This window comes from Mycobacterium sp. 852002-40037_SCH5390672 (assembly GCF_001665875.1).
In the GTDB taxonomy this organism is placed as follows: Bacteria; Actinomycetota; Actinomycetes; order Mycobacteriales; family Mycobacteriaceae; genus Mycobacterium.
Genome location: NZ_LZTA01000044.1, coordinates 41,854 through 61,742 on the forward strand (window position 1 = coordinate 41,854; position 19,889 = coordinate 61,742).

The window sequence follows — 19,889 nt, forward strand, 5'->3', positions numbered from 1 at the left end:
TTAACAGCACGGGGGGTGTGAATCATTGGCCAGCAAGCGGGGTCCACGACGAGCAGCGCTGCGTCGCAAAATCGCGCGCTATGCGGGAGCAGACTTGTGGGCGCTCGTTCACGCGGCTGGGGCATCGCCGGGCGTCCGTCATAGATGGACCAGCGTTCAGCACCTGGTTGCTCACGCTGCCGCATCAGATAGAGCCAGCGGTAAGCGCGTCGGCCCCAATCAACTTGAGCAGCTGCTCGCCGACTGCGTTGATAACGAGCCGATGCTATCTATGTTCGAAGATTTCGTGCCCGAAGACCCCCGCGACGTCGTACATCTACGACTAGAGCAGAGCGTCGTCCGACTGTTTCCCGGGCAGATTGAGAGGCCCGTTGCAGACGTCAACCGGGCACTGCTCGTTTCGAGCGCCGTTGACGATCTGTTGATCGCGTCCAGGGGCTTTGGCATCTTCGACGTTCTTGAAGTGGTCCTCGGGTATGTCGACACCGCGATCGGGATCCTCGCGCCGTCGTGGCCGTCAGGTGAACTCGCCACCGACGGTGCAGTAGCGCTCACTGAGTTTGAGATGGAGGCCGGTAGGCAGCTCTTGAATGCGGGGACACCTGCACATCTCCAAGAGACCGAGCGTCAACGACTTGCTCTCGAATGGTTGACTTGTGACTCTGTGGACTTGCCGTATCGGCCGTCGCACCCGCAGAGTCCGTTCGGTCGTTTTGTTCGCATCCGAAGACCAGGTGGCGAACTTAACTGGCTTCCGCTTGCGTTCCTACCTGAGATTCTGGGCTGCGCGGTTGTTGAGCTCGCTCATGATGCAGCCGCCCTTCCGGGAGCTCAAGATCGATTCGCGACGGCCGTGGCCGGTGAAGTCCAGCGGCTGCTGTGGAAGTTTGCCTCTCTTATCTACGGCCCGGTGGACGAAAGTGGTGAGCCGATTGTGCGGCGCCACAACGGCGTCCAGTGGGTTCCGATGGTCACACCGCAGAGAGCTATTCTCGTTCAAGTTGTGTCGAGTCTGCGAATCGCGGATCTGCCGCTCTACACAGTTCCTGAAGCGCTGCGCGCGGCGCGTACAGAGGACGGCGCCTTAGAGGTCGACATGGCCGTTGGGCAACTGACGCTCGTCGAGGGTACAGAGGCCGTTCCGCTTCTTATTGCCGCTTCCCCTGGCCATATCGCGGCGCCGCAAGGGCCAGGCCTGCCGGCGATGTCGCTCGACGATCTTCTTTGGGCCAACTGCAGCGCGGATGCGCGTTTAGATCTTTTTACCTACTGCCGTGACATGTCGAGGGACGATCTGCCGCCGTTCTTCGGGCTGGAAGCCATCAACCTTTGGGAGTGGTGGCGGAGCAACGGGAAGAGCTTCTTCAGTGGTGGTCAGCCACCATCGATGATGCTCGTTGCTCCGCATGCGGGCATAGCGGAGTGGCACCAGGCAGCGAGATGGTCGCCACTTGAGGTTGCTCTCTTTAGGCTTCAGCTGCCGGCCATGAGGCAACTTGCGGGAATCGACGATCGCGGCACAGGGCCGCATTCGATTTACATGTATGTGCCGTCGATCGACGAGGGCGAGGGAGCGTCGGGAAGTGTGCGGGCAGTGCACCGGCTGCCCGGGTTAATCGGTTGGACAGTGCACGCCAGCGCAGTCCCAGTAGCTGTCTCTGCGGCGCACACCGGATGGGCTGACGACGCGGCTGATCTCCTGCGCGTGCTTTCGATCGCGATGTGTACCGCGCTCGCAGCAATCGATCACCAGTGGACCTCCGCGCACGAAGGTTCCAACATCTGCAGCTACGTCGTTGAGGTAGTACCCCGAACTACCAATGATGGGCCAGCACTCGAATGGACAGATCACGAGAGGTTTGACGCTTCCGCGGGTAGCGCGATTCGCGCACAGTTGGCGGTTGACTGCCAGGCTCTGGTGATGGTCGCGGATACAAGTATCGACGATGCGCGCGACGCACTAGCGGTGATCATGCGAGATCTGTTGCTCGCGGCTGGCATTGGAGTCGATGCGGCTGGGTCTGTCGAGACAGCCTGGCAATCGACTGCACCAACATTTGGGGCGCGAGCTGTGCGGCAGCCAACGGTCCGCAATGATCTACCCAGCCCAATTGGGCTCGATGATGCCCTCGTTTCGAGCCTGCGTCGGCGGGTAGCTGAAGCTATCCACGCCATCGGTGTCGCTCCCGGTGAGTACAAAGGGCAGCCTGCAAAAGAGCTCGATCGAGATGTGCTCGCCCCAGCGGCGCTTACTGAGCTTAATCAGGTACTCGCGGTGCACGGAATGGATGACTTGGTTCGATTCGGTATGCGCCAGATCGAGCGGACGATAAATCAAAAGGATCGCGATCTTCAAGCGTTGGCACAGGCGATCTCACTGCTGTCCGTCGGCGCCGATCCTCTTGAGCGGTATCGAACGACAGAAGCCCAGTATTTGGCGCTGCGTCGTAGTTGCGAAACTGCCGTCGAGGCAGCACTTCGCCTTGCCCCGACCGGGACCGTCGCAGTCGATGACATCGCCTGGGGTGAGATCCTGGCGGCCGCCCACTCGTATTTACAAGCGACGAATCGCAGCGAAGGTATCCACCATCAGCTGAGCCCAACACTTCTCCGAATCGACGACTCGTGGGAAGTCTTCGCAGAGCGCGACGAGTCGGGGGCTGTTTCGGGGGCGGCAGCAGGCGAAGGAGTTATCTACCAGTTGGATGTCGACGCCTACACGCGGGCGGTCACAGGCGAACGCGTCGTCGATGAAGGCTCGCAGGGAAGGCATGCGGCAGCGTCCTACACGCCACCAAACGACGCATCCGCTGATACAGCTACCGAGGTAACGGCCGAATCGGACTCACAGCATGAAACGGCGCGAGGACCCGACGGCCAACGAGCCGATGTGCCGGTCGATCCGAATCTCGATGAAGCAATGTTGGAGGCTTACGGTGCATTCGGCAGCGATCTCGTTGAGACGCTGGTGGCCCTCGCTGCGTGGCCACTCGCCGAAGGCGACGACGATGCGGTTGTTGTCGGACAGGACACGGTAATTCAGCATGTACTTTCTACCGCGAGGTACGGAAACGAATCCACCAGCTCGGAGCGAGCTCAAGCCGCGCTCGCGATGCTTGCAAGCACCGCCAGTGATTTAGCGGCCCAGGATTGGAAACCCTGGCATGCCCGCAGTCGTAAGCGGCGACTCCTCGTTCAGCCAATTCCAGCCCTATCAGACGGTAAACTGGTTGTGGCGCCGCACTTTTGCTTCGGAGCCGCCTCAATGTATTTGCGTTACCTTCAACAGGGCCAGCTGCCTTGGTCCCAGCCCCAGCCACCGCGTGCGGTCGATCAAGCGTTGGCAGAAGTACGAACCCTAAGAAACCGCGCGCTTGAGCGACGGGTGGGTGCAGCTCTTCGCGATGAAGGCTGGTCGGTTATCGAGGGCGTAAAGGAGACCAAACCCGGTCGGCTCAACCTGCCAACTCTTCGTTCAGAGATCGATGCCGTGGTGGGAAGGTCCGACCAGAAGGTGATTTGGTTGCTGGAAGTTAAGGATCCCGTAGACGCTGTGGTCACACCAGAGATACGGCGTGCTCTAGACCGGTTTTTCGTTGACGGCAAGCATCCCTGCTACGTCACCCAATTGAAAGTTAAGTATGAAGACGTTGCTCCCTGCGCGACGAACGTAGCCCAGGCGCTGGGACTGCCTGATCGAAGCGAAGATGATCCGTATGAAGTGCGTCCCCTCTTTGTGACCCGCATTCCGGTGCCGGCAGCGTTCGTACCAGGCCCATTTCCATTCACCACCACGGCTGGCCTCGTGGGGAAGCTGCTAGCGACAGACTGACGTGTTCGTAGACAGGGGGCCTGCGGCTCGAGGAAGCTTGGCAAGCGATATCAAGCTGTGGTCGTACCGCCCATCTCTCGCACCAGTTGTGGCACGTAAAATAGAGCTAATCGGCTTGTCCGAGTGTATCTTTCGTTATCTGCTAACCGTTCGTGAGGTCTGATGATGCCCGAAGCAGAAGAACTCGGTCGAAAGGGAGCGCTGTCAAACCATCAACGCAGCGGTAAGTTCTATCTACCGCCGATGGCCGAGGTTCCGATAAATGTGGTCGACTCTCTCAAAGGCGAAGCACCGGACTTCATTTGGCCAATAGCGCTCTGGAGCGAGGGTGGCGACGGCCGCCTGCGGGAGCTTTGCCGTTTGCAAGAGGAAGTCTCCGACCGCCTCACACAGAGTGTAGAGCTTGGTTCTTCTTCGCCGCCTCTTCGACTGGATGGCAAGTTGTCGACGCTGGAGTTGTGGGACACAGAGAGTCGGGAGGCCCATAGAACCTTTCTGGTCGAGCGCGTCGAAACACGAGGCCTGGTCTCGGACTCCTTCCTCGTGCTGCTACGCGCATATTCATCCGTTCCGGGTTCGTGGCTTCTGTTGGAGCCGTGGGCGAATCGAATCCCCGACACCGAGCCCGCCGACGCGCTCGCAATGTTGGCCAAGGGAATTGCCGAGTGGGCGAAGGTTGGGCATCTGAATGCGCTTGCAAAGTACTTGACCTACACATGGGACGCCTTCCGCGGCTCGCTGAATGTCTCTGCAGAGATTCTCGAGTATCTAAGAGACTATCCAGCGGTGGATGCGAAGCGCGCTGCAGCCGAAACGGTCATCCGCGCTGGTTACGGATCGCGAGAGGCGGCGCTGGCACACAAGGAGGATCCGTCGGTAGAGGTTGCGAGCGATTGGGCTTGCGAGTTCTGGGCGACCAATTGGCGCCTGACGGCCTGCTTGACTGCCGACGAGGTCGGTGGCGACGCCGCTCAGTCCGACGTTGAGGCGGACGGTAAGTTTGACCTTGAGAACTCTGTCGCGCGGGGGCTCGGTACGGAAATAATTGATAACCAGCTACTTTCACATGCTGATAAAGATCAGATCGATAGACTGCTTAATGTCGCAGAGGGCGAGCTAGTTCGATTTGGTGATGCATACTTCGGCGCCAGTGATCGCAATCTTCTTGACACGCAGCTCGATGAGGTCGTGGCAGGTTTAACCATGCGTGCCGTGAGGGCCGTTGCTTCGGTCGTACAGGCACCTCATCAATGGTCGAGCGAGTTCAGCGCCACCACGTTTCGATTGTTGGCAGAAACAGAGATACTGCTCGCCTGGCTAAAGCTCCACCCACAGGATGCCGCAACCTTTCAAGCGTTTGGTAAAGGTCGTGAGAAGCTGGCGTGGCTTCACGTCGAGGATGTCATCGATTCCTTCGGCGGCGAGAAGCCAGAAGAGCTGAATGACGTCGCCGAGCAGCTTCGCAAGCGGAAGCGCGAGGCCGACTTGCTGGATGTCACGGTCGTAAGCGTCGAGGCGACGTTCAATGGCGTATCGATGAGGAAGATGGCGGAAGAGACGGGCTTCGCCGAGTTGTACCGAACTGTGTATCAAAGCAGCAGCGGCGTTTTGCATGGGGAATGGCCATCGGTCGAAAGCTTTCACATGACAGCGTGTTTGAATCCGCTTCACCACTTCCACATGGTGCCGTCGCTGCAGTCGCCGTGGGTCGAGGACGAGTGTGTTCCGAGTATCATGCTGGGTACGCTCGAGCGGATCGTGTCACAAGCTGTCGCCGTTATCGATCCGACTTGATCGCATACCGGCCAACCCGGCTTGTTCTCGATATCTATCAAGTCAACTACTACCACCACAAAATCGCCGATAACACCCGATTATGTGGCGGCAACTGCGAGAAGGGCAGTCAATGCGCCACCGTGATGGTCTTCGTCGGGCAACGGCGATGCAAGGGCGTGGTTCCGCTCCCGGAGACCTCCGTCGTTCGCTGTTAGTGACGCCATCAGTAACGGCTCGCACCCATCGGCGCTCGGGCGCCATAGCTCGATGTCGCCTCTGCAGACTTACCGCTCACGGATAACCGCTGTTACCCATAAGGTTTCAGATACGCGTTGCCCGCCGTTCGGACCCATTAACCGGATGATGGGCGCCGATAATCTCGCTATGGTCAACCACCCGCTACTGCGTCGCGACCCCTCAGGCCGACTTGGCGCTTTGGTTGGTCCGTCGCCAACGCTTGGTCGCCGCAGTCAAATGACTGAGTAGCCAAGCCGTTCCGCGGTGCCGGCAAGCCTTGAGACGAAGGCTGGATGGGTCAGGGGCAGGGAGATGGTCGGCCGTTGGGGCATGGCGGTGGCGGCGGGCAAGAAGAGGGCTGCGCACGGGTGGCCAGCGAATCGGCTGTTATAGCGAACGCCGTCGAGATCAGGGAAGGCTTCGACGATGGCGCGCGCCCACCGTTGTGTGATCGGGTGCGGAGCGGTCGAGATCGCGAAGGTTCCTCCGGCCCTGGTTGCCCAGGCACCGTCACTGTCGGCGGCCAGATCGAGCAGGGACAACGTCCGGGTGAAGGCAAGCCCGGTCAGGTACGGACGGTCGCGAACACGGTCGATTGTGCGATCGCCTTGGAAGGCCTCGGCGATGGCTGCATCGAGTGTGCCTGCCCCGTACCACACCGCGCGGTCGGCGTGTTCCCGAGCGGGCTCGGGATGCGGATCGAAGCGCAGCACTGGGCCGTAGTGGCGGAACTCGTTCCACGCCAACACAAAATTTCCTTCGGTGCGGTGCACTCGCCACCAGGTCTCCGACGGGAGACGATGCGAAGCTCCGCGTCGCGGATGCCGATCGTGCGTAGCTGCGATCCGGGCGGCGGATCGGGCAAGGTTGAATGAGGCAAGGTGGGGTCAGGCGTCATCGGCTGGCCCAGTCGGCCGCCTCAACAAGGCGCAAGACTGGGTCGACGTCGCCGCCGCTTTGAAGCCACTCCAACGGATGTACCGGGCGACCTTGCAGTGCCAGATCCGGATGGGGGTACGCAGGAACCCCGCGACCGCGACCGGATGCAGGTTGGGTGCCAGTGCGGCGAATACTCTGTCCAAACCTCGAATCTGCTTGTGGGGCAGGCCTGTCTGCGGGTCAGTCTCGAACTGCAGCGCCGGAAACACCCAGCCGCCATTGTCATTTATCGCCCATAGCGTCCTGGCGAGCCGGCGCTGGCGCACGCGCGATTCGTTGACGTTCAACGCTGTCGCCACGTCGCGGGCCGAGTAGGCGGTGTTGACGAGCAGTGGGTCAAAACGCCTGCTCGAGCCCCATCAAGTCGCCTCGCGGTCGCGGCGTGCCCACGCGGCAACCAGCGACGCCGTGGTGATGACCGTGGTCGGAGATGACCAAATCGCTTGCGCTGCTTGGATTTCTCGTTCGGAGAAGATGCCGGTGGCGATCATGACCGGTATCGCGGATTCGGCTGTGAGTCGCTCGAATTCGTATCTGGGCTCGCCGTGTCGAGCGAGCGTGCTATAGAGCTCACCACCTTCGAATTGAAGGCCTGCTGTGGTGAGCATTCCCGGCAGATTGCGTCCGAGGTAGGGGTTCATCATCTGGGCGCTCGCGATGCGCGCGAACAGTTGATGGGTCTTGTCAGTGAGCCAGGATGCGTCGGGGTGGCCGCCGTAGGCATAAATCCCGTAGTCGGCTTCTTCAGCCAGCAAGACGCCGCCCGGACGCAGGGCTGCGGCCATGCGCCGTAGCGCTGCGAAGGGGTCCGGAAGGTGGATGAGCAACGTGCGGCAGTGGACCAGGTCGTAGGTGTCGGGTTCGGGTATGTCAGTGCGGATATCGAGTTGGCGGACTTCGACGTTTTCTGGCAGTCCGGTCATGTGCTGGCAGTCAATATCGGCGGCCACGACCTGGCCGTCTGGACCGGCCTGGTTTGCGAGCCAACGGGCGATCGATCCGCGCCCGGCGCCGATCTCCAGGCAGCGCCACCCGGAGGCGACGCCCAGGTTGTCAAGCCTGCGGATTGTCGCAGGGTCAGTACTTTGCTCGATCAGTCCCAGGCGAACATTTTCTGTGGACGCGGCGGCGTCGGTGAAGATGTAATTGCGCTGATTCATGGCTCACCCTTGCACTGTTGAGGCCCGCCAATAGCGCTCACACCGTAAAGTCTCCCGCTGGATAGACCAAACGTATCAAAAGCGTGTCGTGGTTGCTCATGTGCAGGTAGTTTCCCCCAACCTCGATATCGTTGGCTGTGCAGATGCGCCGTCGGGCAGCGCAGCGCACGCGGCCAGTGCCGGCCGGCCGCCACAACCAATGAAAATCCCGCCAACAGCTATGTAGGGTTGATGCCGTGTCCAGCATGGCGCCGCTCCACGGCATTCGTGCCATTGACGTCGCTGAGCTGCCGTTGCCACCGAAGAACCCGTTGCCGTATCGCGAGCGGCTGAAGGCCGTGAGGTCGCATCACAGCGGGACAGACAGGCTTCGCGATGCGGGGGGCCCGGTCACCCTAATCAGCTTAGGGCCGCGCTGGCTAATTCCACCCGTCGTGCTGGCGACATCCCCGCAGGGTATCCGCGACATTTGCAGCGGCAGGGACGGGTCTATCGACAAGACCAGCCCAGTGGTGACCGAGCTCCGGGCGCTCCTCGGCGGAAATCTGTTCGTATTCCCCCATGCCGAGTGGCTACCGCGGCGCCGCACGCTGCAGCCGGTATTCACTCGCCAACGCGTCCAACAGTTCGCCGGCCACGTCGCTGAGGCCGCCGAGATGGTCTGTGCAACGTGGGGGGACGGGACTGAGGTTGACTTGGATGCACAATGCGTCACACTTACGCTGCGCTCGCTGGGGCGATCGGTGTTTGGCTTGGATCTCGATGAGCGCGCCGACGCAATTGCACAGCCGCTGCGCACCGCAACGGCCTACACCGTAAGGCGCGCGCTCACACCGCTGCGCGCACCGCGGTGGACACCGACTCGAGCAAGGGGGCGTGCGCGGGCGGCCGCTGCGACGCTTCGTAGCCTGGGGGCAGCGATTTTGCAGGCCTGCCGTGCCGACCCCTCTCGAGAAGCACCGTTAGTGCAAGCGTTGCTTGCCGCGAGGGATCCGGCCACTGGGAAACCGTTGTCCGACAACGAGATCATCGAGGAGTTGATCGTCTTCTTGTTCGCCGGCCACAACACGACGGCAACAACCCTGACCTACGCATTATGGCAACTTGGCCGTTGTCCCGACTTGCAAGCGCGTGCCGCGGCAGAAGTCGCTGAATTGGGCGAGCGCCGACTTACTCCCGATGACGTCGCTGGTCTGGGTTTTACGGTTCATGTCGTGCAAGAAGCGCTCCGGCTCTGTCCGCCAGCGCCAACCGGAACGCGGATGGCAATCCGCGATGTTGAAATTGCCGGCTACCGCGTGCCGGCTGGCACGATGCTCGCGATGGGAAGAATGTCAGTACAACGCGATCCGAGCTTGTGGGAGAACCCATTGCAGTTCGACCCGGACCGCTTCAGTCCGGAACGCTCGAAAGAACGTAATCGTTGGCAATACCTGCCATTCGGCGGTGGCCCTCGCTCATGTATTGGGGACCATTTCGCGATGCTGGAAGCGACGTTGGCGTTGGCGACTATCGTTCGAAGATTCGAAGTCGAGTCGCTGGACGATGATTTCCCGCTGGCGGCGGCCATGACGATGGTCCCGGCAGCTCCGATTTGGGCTCGAGTACGAGCACGCGCGACTGTATAGACCGGCAGAGGGTTATCCGTTTGCTGAGCGGCTTTGTTATCTTCGCGATCCCGAGCGCCACGAGTCAAGACCCACTCCTGATTGGTAAATTGGAGGAACGACGTGCTTTTGGATGGCGACAGCGACCAGGCCCGCGACCCAGCGCACGCCTAACCACACGACATGTCCTCACGTCGTCGTCACCGACAGGGCTGATGATCTGTGCCACCGGTCGCGCCGAGCACAACAAAAGCGATGTGGCGGTCCAGGTGAAAGCTGGCCCCTTCACTCCCCCAACAACGTCCAGATCCGTGTGCAGCGCACGAGGGCAGTCAACTGTTCCGTCAAGTGAGGGTAGAAACACGCCAGGCCTTGGACGCGGAATCGTCTGGGCGGCATTGGTTTTCGGCTAGCTTTTAGTTCAAGTGCTCCTTGAAAAAACTCACGATACGCTGCCAGGCGTCCTCGGCTTCGGGTTCAGAGTAGGAAAGCCGGACAATGCGTTCGACGACACGGCCGGGCCAGGGTAGTCGCCAATCATTCATAAAGCTGTGGGCGACATTCGGGTATTCCTTGACGTCGCGTGGTACGTCGCCCTGGGCCAGCATCGTCTCGAGCTTGCTTGCGGTTCCCCGCGACACGATCATGTCTTTCGCTCCATAGGAGGCTACTACGGGGCAGGACCGGCTCAGGGAATTGAAGTCTTTGGGGAGGTGGCCATAGTTAGGCGCGGTGGCGTCAAATAGGCCGCGAGGGGCTAGCTGCAAGCAGACGTCGGCACCCATGCAGAATCCGGCCAGCCCGACCTTGCCGGTGCAGCGCGTGTCGGCGACGAGGTAGTCACGGGCGGCGACAAGGTCGTCATGTGCGGTGCCGTGGCCGGCCACAGCGTCACACAGCGTTCTGACGAGGCATCTTATTTTGGGACCGCGGCCGTAGAGCGCCGGAGCCAATGCTAAGTAGCCGCTGTCGGCGAAGCGGTCGGTGTTTCGCCGTAGGTCAGCGGTCATGCCCAGGACGTCTTGGACGACCAGCACCCCAGGCCAGGGGCCGTGCCCATCGGGCACGGCGAGGTAGGCGGGGGCGTCACCGTTCGTGGCGGGATAGCTGATATCTGGCACAGTGAATCGCTATTGTTCGCGTCGCCGCAGGGCGGCTTCGAATGGGATTTCGTCGTCGAGCAGATTGCGTATCAAACCGGTAGCCCGCACAGCGTCCGGATCCTCCCGCAGATCGTTGAATGGAATTCTCACTTGCCGTGATCCTCAACTGCGTTCGGCGACCGGCCGGCCGTCATAAAATTGGCGCGTCGCGGCCACACAAAGCCCTGTGAACGTCGCCTGACCAGCGTCGCGAGTGCGCGCGCAAGTACCTCCGCCAGTCCATTATGCTCATAATGTAACACAATACTGGCGTAGTATGACATATATTTGCTATATTGTCGAGTGATGGGACCCAATCGTCTGTTTCCATACAGGCAGCCCGCTCCGCCTGAGCCAACGACTGAGGAGAAGATCCGCGACGCCGCATTGACATCTTGTGCTCAGGATGGGATCGCCGCCACGTCGTTTGCCAAGGTGGCCGCCGCCGCGGGGATATCGGTTGGCGCGGTGCAGCACCACTTTCGTACCAAGGCCGAGTTGATTGATGCCGTTGACCAACACGTCCTGCGGGTCCTCAGCGACGGGTTGGATGCCACACCGCTACCCGGACCGCCCTCCGAGGCGCTTGAGGAAGCTGGGCGGCGCCTGACCCGGATGATGGCTGCAAATCCGCGCGAAATGGACTATCTGGGCCGCGCCCTTGTCGAGGGCGAGGCGGGCTCGGTGATTGGTCAGGTGATCTTTGATGGGCTCACTAGGATCAGCGAGGCCCAAGGCGAGCAGTTCTTAGAGCGAGGTGCGGCAAGAGACGACCTCGATTGGGCGTGGGCAATACTTAACCCGATTATCCTGCGTGTGGGACCCATCATTTTGCGGCCCTATATCGAGCGCTACCTGAAACGCTCGTTTTACGATCAGGACCAGCTTGAGCGCTGGGAGAGTTCCGTCAAAAGCCTGCTACAACACGGTACGTTCGAGCATCAAGCTAGAGTTGAGAGAGGCTCCTCCGAGCCCTTGTTTCCGTGATTTGTAGCCGCCAGGCGGAACCATGCGTCAACTTCGACCTTCTGGTCGGCATCCAACCGGCCAAGGCGCTGCCGGGCATACGCGGGCACGACGCCGGCGACTTGCGCTCGAGCAATGGCAGGCAAGCCCGCCGTAATCAAAGGTGAGATGTTCACCCGCACGGGCCAGTAGCGGAATCGCTGGGACTCCGACGGGCCGCAACAGCAGACCTACTGCGCCGGGGTCGGCCAGGCGCCCTGCGGGCCACCAGAAATTCCGATGGCGGCAGGATCGTGACTTTTAGTTCGGAAATGTCGCGAACTAGCATGAACCGCAACGACATCGAACTACATCTGAAGCCGATCATCGATGACAATAGCGACGTGTTGGTGCTCTGCTACCTGCCGGACTTCGACATCGGCACCGGCGAGATCCTCGGGGGCTGAGGCCCTGGTTCGTTGGCAGCACCCGACGTTGGCGTGTACTGACACCTGATTCGTTCATCAGGTCGTTGAGTCAATCAACCTGACCACCAAAACTCGGTCGTCTCGCATTGCGGTCAGCCTGCCAGCAATTCGCGCTCTGTCCCCCGCGAGGTCGGGCGTGGCACCACGCTGCGCGTCAACGTCTCATCCGTGCAAAATCGTTACGGATGGCATCATCGACGTGGTCGCGGTCACGATCGAAGAGTTCGGTCTTCGCCCTGCCTCTGTTTGTCTTGAGAGCACCGAAAGTGTTGTGGTAGAAGATATCGACGCTGGATGCAAATAACGCTGGTCGGCCGGAAGGCTATTGCTACAGGTCGCCCGGACCCGGAACGCGGTCCGGGCTCGGAGCTGCGGCTGCTATTTGGACTGGCTCGTTAAGTGATCGGGCACCGTGGAATCGCTGCGTCGACCACCCTCTGAGCGCCGAGTTAAACGTAACCATTCGAACGGTGAACGGTGGGCGGTGGGCGCCACGACCTTTACCGCCGGCGGCGCACACGGGCCGGGATCGGTGCACCGGCCACGACCGTGAACGGAACGGCCAAGGGGAAATCGTCAGTCTGGGAATCGATTTCGACAGCTCGGATGATCGTTGCCAGTGTCAGCGTGATCTCCAACGTCGCGAAGTGATCCCCGATGCAGGATCGTGGGCCGGCGCCGAATGGGATGTATTGCCAGCGGTCTATCTGGCTGACGTTGGAGGGGCTGAACCGGTCTGGATTGAACTCCAGGGGGTTGGCCCAAAACGCGGGATCGCGGTGCATGCCAAAAGTGCCTACCAAGAGCATGGTACCGGCCTCTACTCGGTAGCCGTCGACGTCGATGTCGCGCATGGCGGTGCGCCCGGCTACGGGGACCGGCGGGCAGAGCCGCAGCGCTTCGGAGATCACCTGGCCCGTGAATCCCAGCCGGGACACGTCAGCGGGGGTTAGGGGGCGGTCTTCGATGGCGGAGACTTCCTCGGCGACCCTGTGCTGGATCTCGGGGTGACGGCCTAGTGCCCACAATGCGAAAGCCAGCGTTGTCGCCGTGGTGTCGTGGCCAGCGAAAATGAACGCGATCAAATCGTTGCAGATATCGAGGTCCGATAACGCATGCCCAGTGTCTGGGTCGGTGGCGCCGATCAGCGCATGTACGAGTGGGGCATCACGGGTTGGGTCGGCACGGCAGGCGGCAAGTACTTCGCCGGCCACCTGACGCAGTGTTACGACTGCGGCACGGGCTCTATGACGCGCCAGCGTGGGCAACCACCAAGCGGCCCTTATCGGGCGCATGCCGCGATCGGTGGCGTAGAGCACGGCGGTGTTGAGCGGCTCGGCAAGTGCCTCGGCCCGTTCGTCGAGGTCTATCCCGAGAACTGACCGCCCCAGCACGCGCATAGTTAGCCGGCGCGCTTCGGCGTCGAGGTCAATCTCGGCCTCCTCGCCCCAGTCGCGGGCAATTGTGGCGGCGGCCTCGGACATGTGCGCGCCGAAAGTTGAGACGTGGTGGCGGCTAAAGACCGGCTGCAGCGTTCGTTTGCGCGGACGCCAAAGAGCGTTGGGCAGGCCGGCAAGGTTGTCGCCCATCAATCGTCGTAGTTCTTGATGAACCAGCGTGCGGTCGCACCACTCGTTTTGGCGCGCTAGTACATCCCGCGCACCGGTGGGTGACATCACGAAGATGATTGGGGGGGCCAACCAACTAGGGCCCAGTACTAGCCGGGTTACCGGACCGCCTGCCGCCTCGCGAAGCGTCACTTGACCGTAATGGTTGTGACGAGCGGCTCTCGCCTGCTCCTTCAGCGGCAGTGGATTGCGGGGCACCAGTGGAAGCCGGCTCGCGTCGGCGTTGACCTGGGTATTGTGATGCGATGAGTGCATGGTTGCTGGCCTGCCTTGCAAGTTGAACGAGCATCGATTCGTCTTAAAGTCGTCGTGTCGCCATTGTTCGCAACGACATTACTAACATGCTGGACAGGTGGCTGGGCCAGACACTTCGCAATACTTGTATCTGCATTCACTGATCTGACCGTCGAGGACCACGTGAGACCCGCATGGTCATGATTTGCTCGAACGCATTTTTCGATCGATCTTTCAGCCCACGTCCGCCGTGTGCGGTCTGCGCACCATGCGCAAAAGTGGTGTACCGGTTTGCGGCCCCAAATCGCTGAGCATGTCTGTGGCCACTTCTTGGAATGAGTTATCGATCCTGCGGCCCGGACCGCGCTGGGCGCTCCAACACTGTCTGGCGTCAAAACCGGGCTGTAACGCCACCGGGGTATCGTGCGACGTCGGATACGCCACGGGATCCACGTCACGTCAGTGGTCTTGGGTGGTCTGATCGGCACACGGGCGTCCGAAAACAGGAAGGGGGTCTCGGCTGCGGGCCAAGCGCAACGCTCGGCTGAATATCAGGCACTCCGAGACCACCGCGAGCCGGCACCACGGCCTGCGCTATGGGCACAGGCGCTGTGCGATCTCGCGAGTGTTTTTGACGCGGCTAACCGGGATCGGATCCGAGGTCATCGACTCTCGATATCCGGTCCGCCCACACCATCATCGCCAGTCACTCATTAAATTGCCGCGACGCCATATAAGATCGTCGATTGCCCGATCCGGAATAGCTGACACTAATCCCAGAACATGCGAGAACTGTCTCATTTCGGTCAGCTGTCCCGAGCAAGCTGGCCAATTAGGAGATTTCTACCGGAGATCCAGGTGGTCGCCCTGATCGGCGATGACAATATCGGCCACCGGATCCAACGGTAACTCCCCCGCGCGAAGCCTGCGCCGATGTCCTCCAACAGGTTGTAGTGCCGCTGGCACTCGTAGTAAATAGTGCTGCAATCGACTTTCTTCCAAGACGATAAGGAAGCAATTGTCCGCGCGACGTCGCCGGCTACGGACGACCTCGTTTCGAGGAATTATCCGACCGCCCTACCGTTGCAGTCGTGTTTTGCTCTTGCAGCTCGCGAATCCAATCTTTCGCAACGTGCCGCGATATATCGTAATGTTTCGCCACCCTAGCGATACTTCCTAACCGCCAATACACACGGGCAAAGTCGGGCGGAAAACTCGTTTTGGAAGCCGCCCCCACGCGGCGCCCGGCCGTGCTCCGCCTTATAACGCCGGCCGGAATAAGCTGGGTGGTAGCCTTTCGTGCTGTTAAGCCACCAGAGCCACCAGAGTCGTCATTCGACCGCTGCGGAACTTTATCCGCAGCTTCAGGAGCCGGGAAACGGCCGTTGGATAAAGCTGAGGCCAGCGATACATAGGCGGAGTAGTCAAAATTCGCCAGCGCACCGGGTAGCGGTGAACCATCCCTTCCACATTGAACTCGGACCTCACTGACTCTAACGAAATCGGACTCCATATCAACCGTGAAAGTCGCGCTGGTGCCGTCCACAAGATCTTGGCGTACAGTGATAACGAAGCGTCGCGTCATCGGTGGCTGTTTCTCGGTCGCAGGGCGCTTGGATATCTATACGATCTCACTTTGACTGTTCCGTCAGCTTTCGTAAACGTGCCATCCACCCTTGAGCTGTATGCCGCGGGACACCATAATGTTTCGCCACCCCAGTAACCGTGCCAATCTGGTTATACACGGATTCAAGTTCGACCACATTCGGCATCCGACGATAAGCTCTACCGCGCTCCGGCTCGGTCCTCAGTGGAGCAGCGGATTGCATAAAATGCTGTTGTCGCGTCGATGCAAGGTCTTCAGAAACACCACTCGGGGATTTCACCCCTTCGGGCGCCTTACAATCGCCGCCGTCGGCGCCCAGAATACCCGCCTGCAGCGCCTCCACAACCGAACCAAGGTCCACTGCCGGAAGAGACCCAATGGTTAACCCGCTTGGCGCTGACGATTGCAAGGTCATCTCGATGATGCGCGGCTGGCTCCCCCCCGTGTCAACGCGGACCACAGCGCGTGACGACTCAGCAGGTTTGCCGTCAGCGCCTACCGGCTGGATGGTGATGAGATAAATGCTCATGGGTGTCCGATGGTCTCGTTGTCGCGCAAGCCAGGGAGTGTTGACACGCGATTTGCCGTGTGCAGAAGGCTGCTCCGCCCATCGTACTGAGCTGTCACTCTACGGATGAGTTAGTCCACAGCGTGCGAATGGCGCATGGGAGCCCCGCCAGTACCAGGTAGGTGGCTGCTGCTCCGCCGCTGAGCGAATGAGCGGTGGTTCGGGACTAGCAACCATGACGTCACTTTCCGTGCGAAAGAATCCTGCGACAGCACTTCTCGAATTGCTGCACGGTGCAACACTGATTGGCCAATTATAAGTGACGGCACCGCGCCGAACGATTAATCTGCACCTTCGGGACATAAGTATTCATGCAGGAAATACCAAGTTTGAAGTGCTCACCTTTTTCGAGGCGAGCTGCATTAGCACAATGCTAGGAATGATATCGCATTCGAAGAAACCGAGAAATCTTCTATCGCCAGGAACAATTCGTGGTCATACGGCTGATATGTTTAACTCGTCGAATTTATTCATTATTGCATGATACTTCGGCAGCGGTGGGGAGCCGCAGAGAAATAAGACCGACGTAATGATCATGTAACAGATGAACGCGGTACACCGTCGCATGGACCAACGTCCACGCTCCAGGCCCAGCCCGCAGCCGCAATAGCCCCGACGCAGGACCCTTCGTGAATCTTTGGATCATGCCGCAAAGGACAGGTCGATCGTCGGGATGTATGTATGACCGACCTGTTGCGTCTCCGCGCCAATCGAATTGCGGGAAGGGAGCATCAATCCATTTGAGCAAGTTCCAGCTTTCGAGATCGAAGATCGCACGATGAAGCCCCTCCTGGGAGGTGCCCTTCAATATCTGCATTGCGAGGTCATCTCTTGGTATCGCTGCTGGACGATGTGGAACCCGCCAGTTCATGGCTCGGCATACCAAGTGACTGGTGCCGTCCCGCTGGGGCTCTAGTGCGGCACGGGCGACGAAACTGACTCGAATTCGTTGCTCGTCGTAACTGGTGGCGTCCCATGTGCTACAAAAGATGTCGCCTGGCTTGCAGGTCATAGATCGGACTAGCGCCGCGGATTCATCATCATTAATATCACCGACTGGCATGTCCGCCGCGAATGGGCGGCCGTCGGTTTTCTCAATATGCAAATCTAGCCCCGAATTCAACAGTGCTTGCGGGGTATCGCTCGCGGTGGCGGTCGTCAGGTTCCACACAATCGCGCCGGGCAACGGTCGGTCCGGCGGGGTCGCGAGCGGCGAGCCGGCCCACAGGTGCACGCCGTGAACTCGGCCGTCGTTCATGGCTATCACTTCGGTTTGTATGACAGTCTTCCTATCGGTCTTCCTATCGGCAATCGTGTCAACGACGCTCCTGCCGCTGCGTATCGTCTCGCCCACCACCGCATTAATCGCATTGAAGTTTCCATTCCTTCGCAAAAAGGCGGATAGGGGAATGAATTTTCGCAGCACAGTGCCTTGTGCAACAACGACAGGCTGGTTACCCAGGACTTCAAGTAACAGCCAGTTGTTACCCATCGTCACCGGCGGTTTTGAACGCAGCCGAGCTCAGGCTGTCAAAGACAGCGAAATTCCTGGGTAGGCGGCCCCGACCGGCGAGATCACCGATATCTGGCATCGTCTACTACCAACTCAACAGATCACAGAAGTCGTTCCCGACGCGCGGCGTGAACACTGCCGCGCTCCCCCTACACGTCGGCAGTTCCGTACGGGTGACTTCATCTTCGCCTGTGGCCCGATCCCAATCGTCGTCGCACGAAACAAGATTCAGGTGTGTGCCAACAGATCGGCGCATCATCATCATCCTGTAGATCCCTTCGCTATGATCCGGACCCGCCGCCGGCGGGCGGAACGTGACCCGGTCAGAAAACTCCGGCGACAATATGAGGATATGTAATCCAATAGTTGTGTAGTGTGTCACGATGCAGTCATATTGTCGAGTCCGAGCTGCCGGAGATCCCGTCGTGAGCCGCCACCCCATCGACGCCACAGGGCCAGTACGCGTTGACCAGGGCATCGTCGCCGCGCTACGCCAGCGGCGTATAGGAGTGCCAGAAGCCAGAAGCGTGCCGGCGTTCACCGTGTGACCGACGCGCTGTCAGTTCAAAACCTGAACCTCAGTCATCGATAACTGGACTTGAGGCATGCCGTCATCTCTAGCGCCACCACCCAACCAATTCAGGCCGCCTCGCCGGCTCGCCCTCGAGGAGGTACGTTTAACCAGGCCGCACTATTTGTGCGGCCGGAAGGGCTTGGCCGGACCTCCCATCCTGACGCCGAGCCCTTCCACTCTTTCTGTCAAAAGCACGCGTAACTCCTCCGACGCAACTCTCTGTGGGTACGACCTGAGGGTTTCGCCCCGAGTCGGATATAACTCGGGCGGCCATGCGAATTCTTCAGTCCGCACCTAAAGTAGCCGCCTTACCAAATTCGCCGGCACCGAAGATCAATCGCTGGAATCATCCACGTGGGGCCGCAAACCATCGTGATGAGAGGATGTCACGGTCTGGACTCACCGCTTCCGACCACGTCGTGTGGCCGTGGTCGAGACGCGCGAATCGCACTCCGATTCCGCCGCATCCGACTTCAACAAGGAAAAGCTCGCGCTCTACATCTCACGCCGCGTGGTCGCTTTCGTTGTTCTCCTACGATTGTCGAAGTCACGACCGATGTTGCGATCTGAACTGCCAGGGAATGCGCGGTGCCGCCCCAGCGACTTAAAGTAGCCGTGGTGAGTGTGCCGCCAGCGACGACGGGAAGACCGTGCTCACGACGACTGCACAGTCTGCGCGCGGAGATCGCCGCAGTACAGCCAAACTGATGCGGATGGTCAGGGGTTGATGGTGTTGTCGCCGACCTGGCGGCCCCAGACGTATTCGATCGCGTACGGCGATCCGGTGTCCAGGTGATTGTAGGGCGCAAGGCTGTTCCCGGAGTCCATCACCAACTCCGGTGCGGGCCACAGGTCGCGGGTGATCGGCTGCCAGCAGCCCGGCGCGCCCCCGGGGCCGCCGCGCGCGTTCACCCGCGGGAGGTTCTCCGGGTAGGTGTAGGGGTTGGGCGCGCCGCCGATCAGACCGGCCTGGGCGCCGAGTCCCAGGGTGAGCGCGGCGACGGCGGCGAGCGACAGCGGATTCGCGATCAGCCCCAGTCCCGACGTGACCTCGGTGTCCATGTTCAAGGAATAACCGTTGAACCCGCCCTCAGAGGCGCCGGTAATGGGCACGATGTCGTGATAGTTGTGCAGCGTGCAATAGATTTCCGAGCTGTAGGTGTCCAACAGCTGCGCCGTCGGCACCAGATCGGCGGCGCCGCGCGCCAAATACGGCCCGCCCTTGTTGAACAGCTCCGCCCCGGTGTTACCGAACCCGGCCGCCGACAACAACGCCTGATCCAGATCCTTCTGCTGGGCATTGATCGTGCGCGAGGTGATCACCGCATTATTCAAAAAGTCGAACAGATCCGGCGAGGCGTTCGCATACGTATCCCCCAGCGCCGCCAACCCCTGAATGTCCTTGCGCGCCTGCGGCATCTGCGGATTCACATCATCCAGCAACGCATTCGCATTCGTCACCGACTGACCGAACTTCTCCCCCAACCCCGCCAACGACTGCGCCGCCGCGCTCAACGTCAGATTCAGCTTGACCGGATCCACCTTCTCCGCGATCGACGTGATCGTCTGAAACAGCGTGTTGATCTCGGTGGTCACCGACCGCGCATCGATAACCGGTCTCTTATACACATCTCCGAGCC

13 protein-coding genes and 1 pseudogene are annotated in these 19,889 nt (G+C 60.4%); 5 read left to right on the forward strand and 9 right to left on the reverse strand.

Annotated features, from left to right (window positions below):
- The first annotated feature begins 25 nt into the window (after window positions 1-25).
- Window positions 26-3,832, forward strand: coding sequence for a hypothetical protein (locus A5782_RS07900; RefSeq protein ID WP_197694149.1), 3,807 nt, complete (start codon window positions 26-28; stop codon window positions 3,830-3,832).
- Between the two features lie 165 nt (window positions 3,833-3,997).
- Complete coding sequence (locus tag A5782_RS07905) at window positions 3,998-5,626, forward strand: DUF5677 domain-containing protein (protein ID WP_156623847.1); 1,629 nt, start codon at window positions 3,998-4,000, stop codon at window positions 5,624-5,626.
- A gap of 452 nt (window positions 5,627-6,078) precedes the next feature.
- Here the strand turns inward: A5782_RS07905 and A5782_RS07915 are convergent.
- The 3 genes and pseudogenes from A5782_RS07915 to A5782_RS07925 form a co-directional block, all read right to left on the reverse strand.
- Window positions 6,079-6,755: pseudogene (locus A5782_RS07915) on the reverse strand (RES family NAD+ phosphorylase).
- Window positions 6,733-7,071, reverse strand: coding sequence for a hypothetical protein (locus A5782_RS07920; protein WP_156623848.1), 339 nt, complete (start codon window positions 7,069-7,071; stop codon window positions 6,733-6,735). The pseudogene A5782_RS07915 and the gene A5782_RS07920 overlap by 23 nt, the downstream one beginning before the upstream one ends.
- Before the next feature lie 72 nt (window positions 7,072-7,143).
- A complete protein-coding gene (locus tag A5782_RS07925) occupies window positions 7,144-7,944 on the reverse strand; it encodes a class I SAM-dependent methyltransferase (protein WP_067097544.1) in 801 nt (266 codons plus the stop codon).
- Between the two features lie 245 nt (window positions 7,945-8,189).
- Here A5782_RS07925 and A5782_RS07930 point away from each other — a divergent pair, with 245 nt between their 5' ends.
- The gene (locus tag A5782_RS07930) at window positions 8,190-9,572 is read left to right on the forward strand and encodes a cytochrome P450 (protein ID WP_067097568.1); all 1,383 of its coding nucleotides are present in this window, start codon (window positions 8,190-8,192) and stop codon (window positions 9,570-9,572) included.
- A 395-nt stretch (window positions 9,573-9,967) separates the two neighbouring features.
- Here the strand turns inward: A5782_RS07930 and A5782_RS07935 are convergent, their stop codons facing one another.
- Window positions 9,968-10,672 carry a dienelactone hydrolase family protein gene (locus A5782_RS07935; RefSeq protein WP_067097547.1) on the reverse strand — a complete coding sequence of 235 codons (705 nt, stop codon included), beginning with the start codon at window positions 10,670-10,672 and terminating at the stop codon, window positions 9,968-9,970.
- A 9-nt stretch (window positions 10,673-10,681) separates the two neighbouring features.
- Complete coding sequence (locus tag A5782_RS27030) at window positions 10,682-10,804, reverse strand: hypothetical protein (RefSeq protein WP_255360774.1); 123 nt, start codon at window positions 10,802-10,804, stop codon at window positions 10,682-10,684.
- A gap of 195 nt (window positions 10,805-10,999) precedes the next feature.
- On the opposite strand from A5782_RS27030, the gene A5782_RS07940 reads away from it, so the two are divergent.
- Complete coding sequence (locus A5782_RS07940; RefSeq protein ID WP_067097571.1) at window positions 11,000-11,680, forward strand: TetR/AcrR family transcriptional regulator; 681 nt, start codon at window positions 11,000-11,002, stop codon at window positions 11,678-11,680.
- Window positions 11,681-11,970: 290 nt separating this feature from the next.
- On the forward strand, window positions 11,971-12,105 hold the full coding sequence (locus tag A5782_RS27035) for a hypothetical protein (RefSeq protein ID WP_255360775.1): 135 nt from the start codon (window positions 11,971-11,973) through the stop codon (window positions 12,103-12,105).
- 521 nt (window positions 12,106-12,626) lie between these two features.
- Here A5782_RS27035 and A5782_RS07945 read toward each other — a convergent pair.
- From A5782_RS07945 to A5782_RS07955, 4 genes are all read right to left on the reverse strand, one after another.
- The gene (locus tag A5782_RS07945; protein WP_067097551.1) at window positions 12,627-14,009 is read right to left on the reverse strand and encodes a cytochrome P450; all 1,383 of its coding nucleotides are present in this window, start codon (window positions 14,007-14,009) and stop codon (window positions 12,627-12,629) included.
- Window positions 14,010-15,619: 1,610 nt separating this feature from the next.
- Complete coding sequence (locus tag A5782_RS26030) at window positions 15,620-16,123, reverse strand: hypothetical protein (protein WP_156623849.1); 504 nt, start codon at window positions 16,121-16,123, stop codon at window positions 15,620-15,622.
- A gap of 505 nt (window positions 16,124-16,628) precedes the next feature.
- Entirely contained in the window at window positions 16,629-17,654 is a 1,026-nt protein-coding gene (locus A5782_RS26445) for a PAS domain-containing protein (protein WP_067097574.1), read from the reverse strand.
- 1,312 nt (window positions 17,655-18,966) lie between these two features.
- A partial coding sequence (locus A5782_RS07955; protein WP_067097576.1) for an MCE family protein occupies window positions 18,967-19,889 on the reverse strand: 923 nt, incomplete at its 5' end.

Bases quoted from the DNA above. Each gene is read 5' to 3' on its own strand.
- A5782_RS07905 (WP_156623847.1), top strand. From the start codon at position 3,998: ATGCCCGAAGCAGAAGAACTCGGTCGAAAGGGAGCGCTGTCAAACCAT.
- A5782_RS07925 (WP_067097544.1), bottom strand. From the start codon at position 7,944: ATGAATCAGCGCAATTACATCTTCACCGACGCCGCCGCGTCCACAGAA.
- A5782_RS07930 (WP_067097568.1), top strand. From the start codon at position 8,190: ATGGCGCCGCTCCACGGCATTCGTGCCATTGACGTCGCTGAGCTGCCG.
- A5782_RS07940 (WP_067097571.1), top strand. From the start codon at position 11,000: ATGGGACCCAATCGTCTGTTTCCATACAGGCAGCCCGCTCCGCCTGAG.
- A5782_RS27035 (WP_255360775.1), top strand. From the start codon at position 11,971: ATGTCGCGAACTAGCATGAACCGCAACGACATCGAACTACATCTGAAG.
- A5782_RS07945 (WP_067097551.1), bottom strand. From the start codon at position 14,009: ATGCACTCATCGCATCACAATACCCAGGTCAACGCCGACGCGAGCCGG.
- A5782_RS26030 (WP_156623849.1), bottom strand. From the start codon at position 16,123: ATGAGCATTTATCTCATCACCATCCAGCCGGTAGGCGCTGACGGCAAA.
- A5782_RS26445 (WP_067097574.1), bottom strand. From the start codon at position 17,654: ATGGGTAACAACTGGCTGTTACTTGAAGTCCTGGGTAACCAGCCTGTC.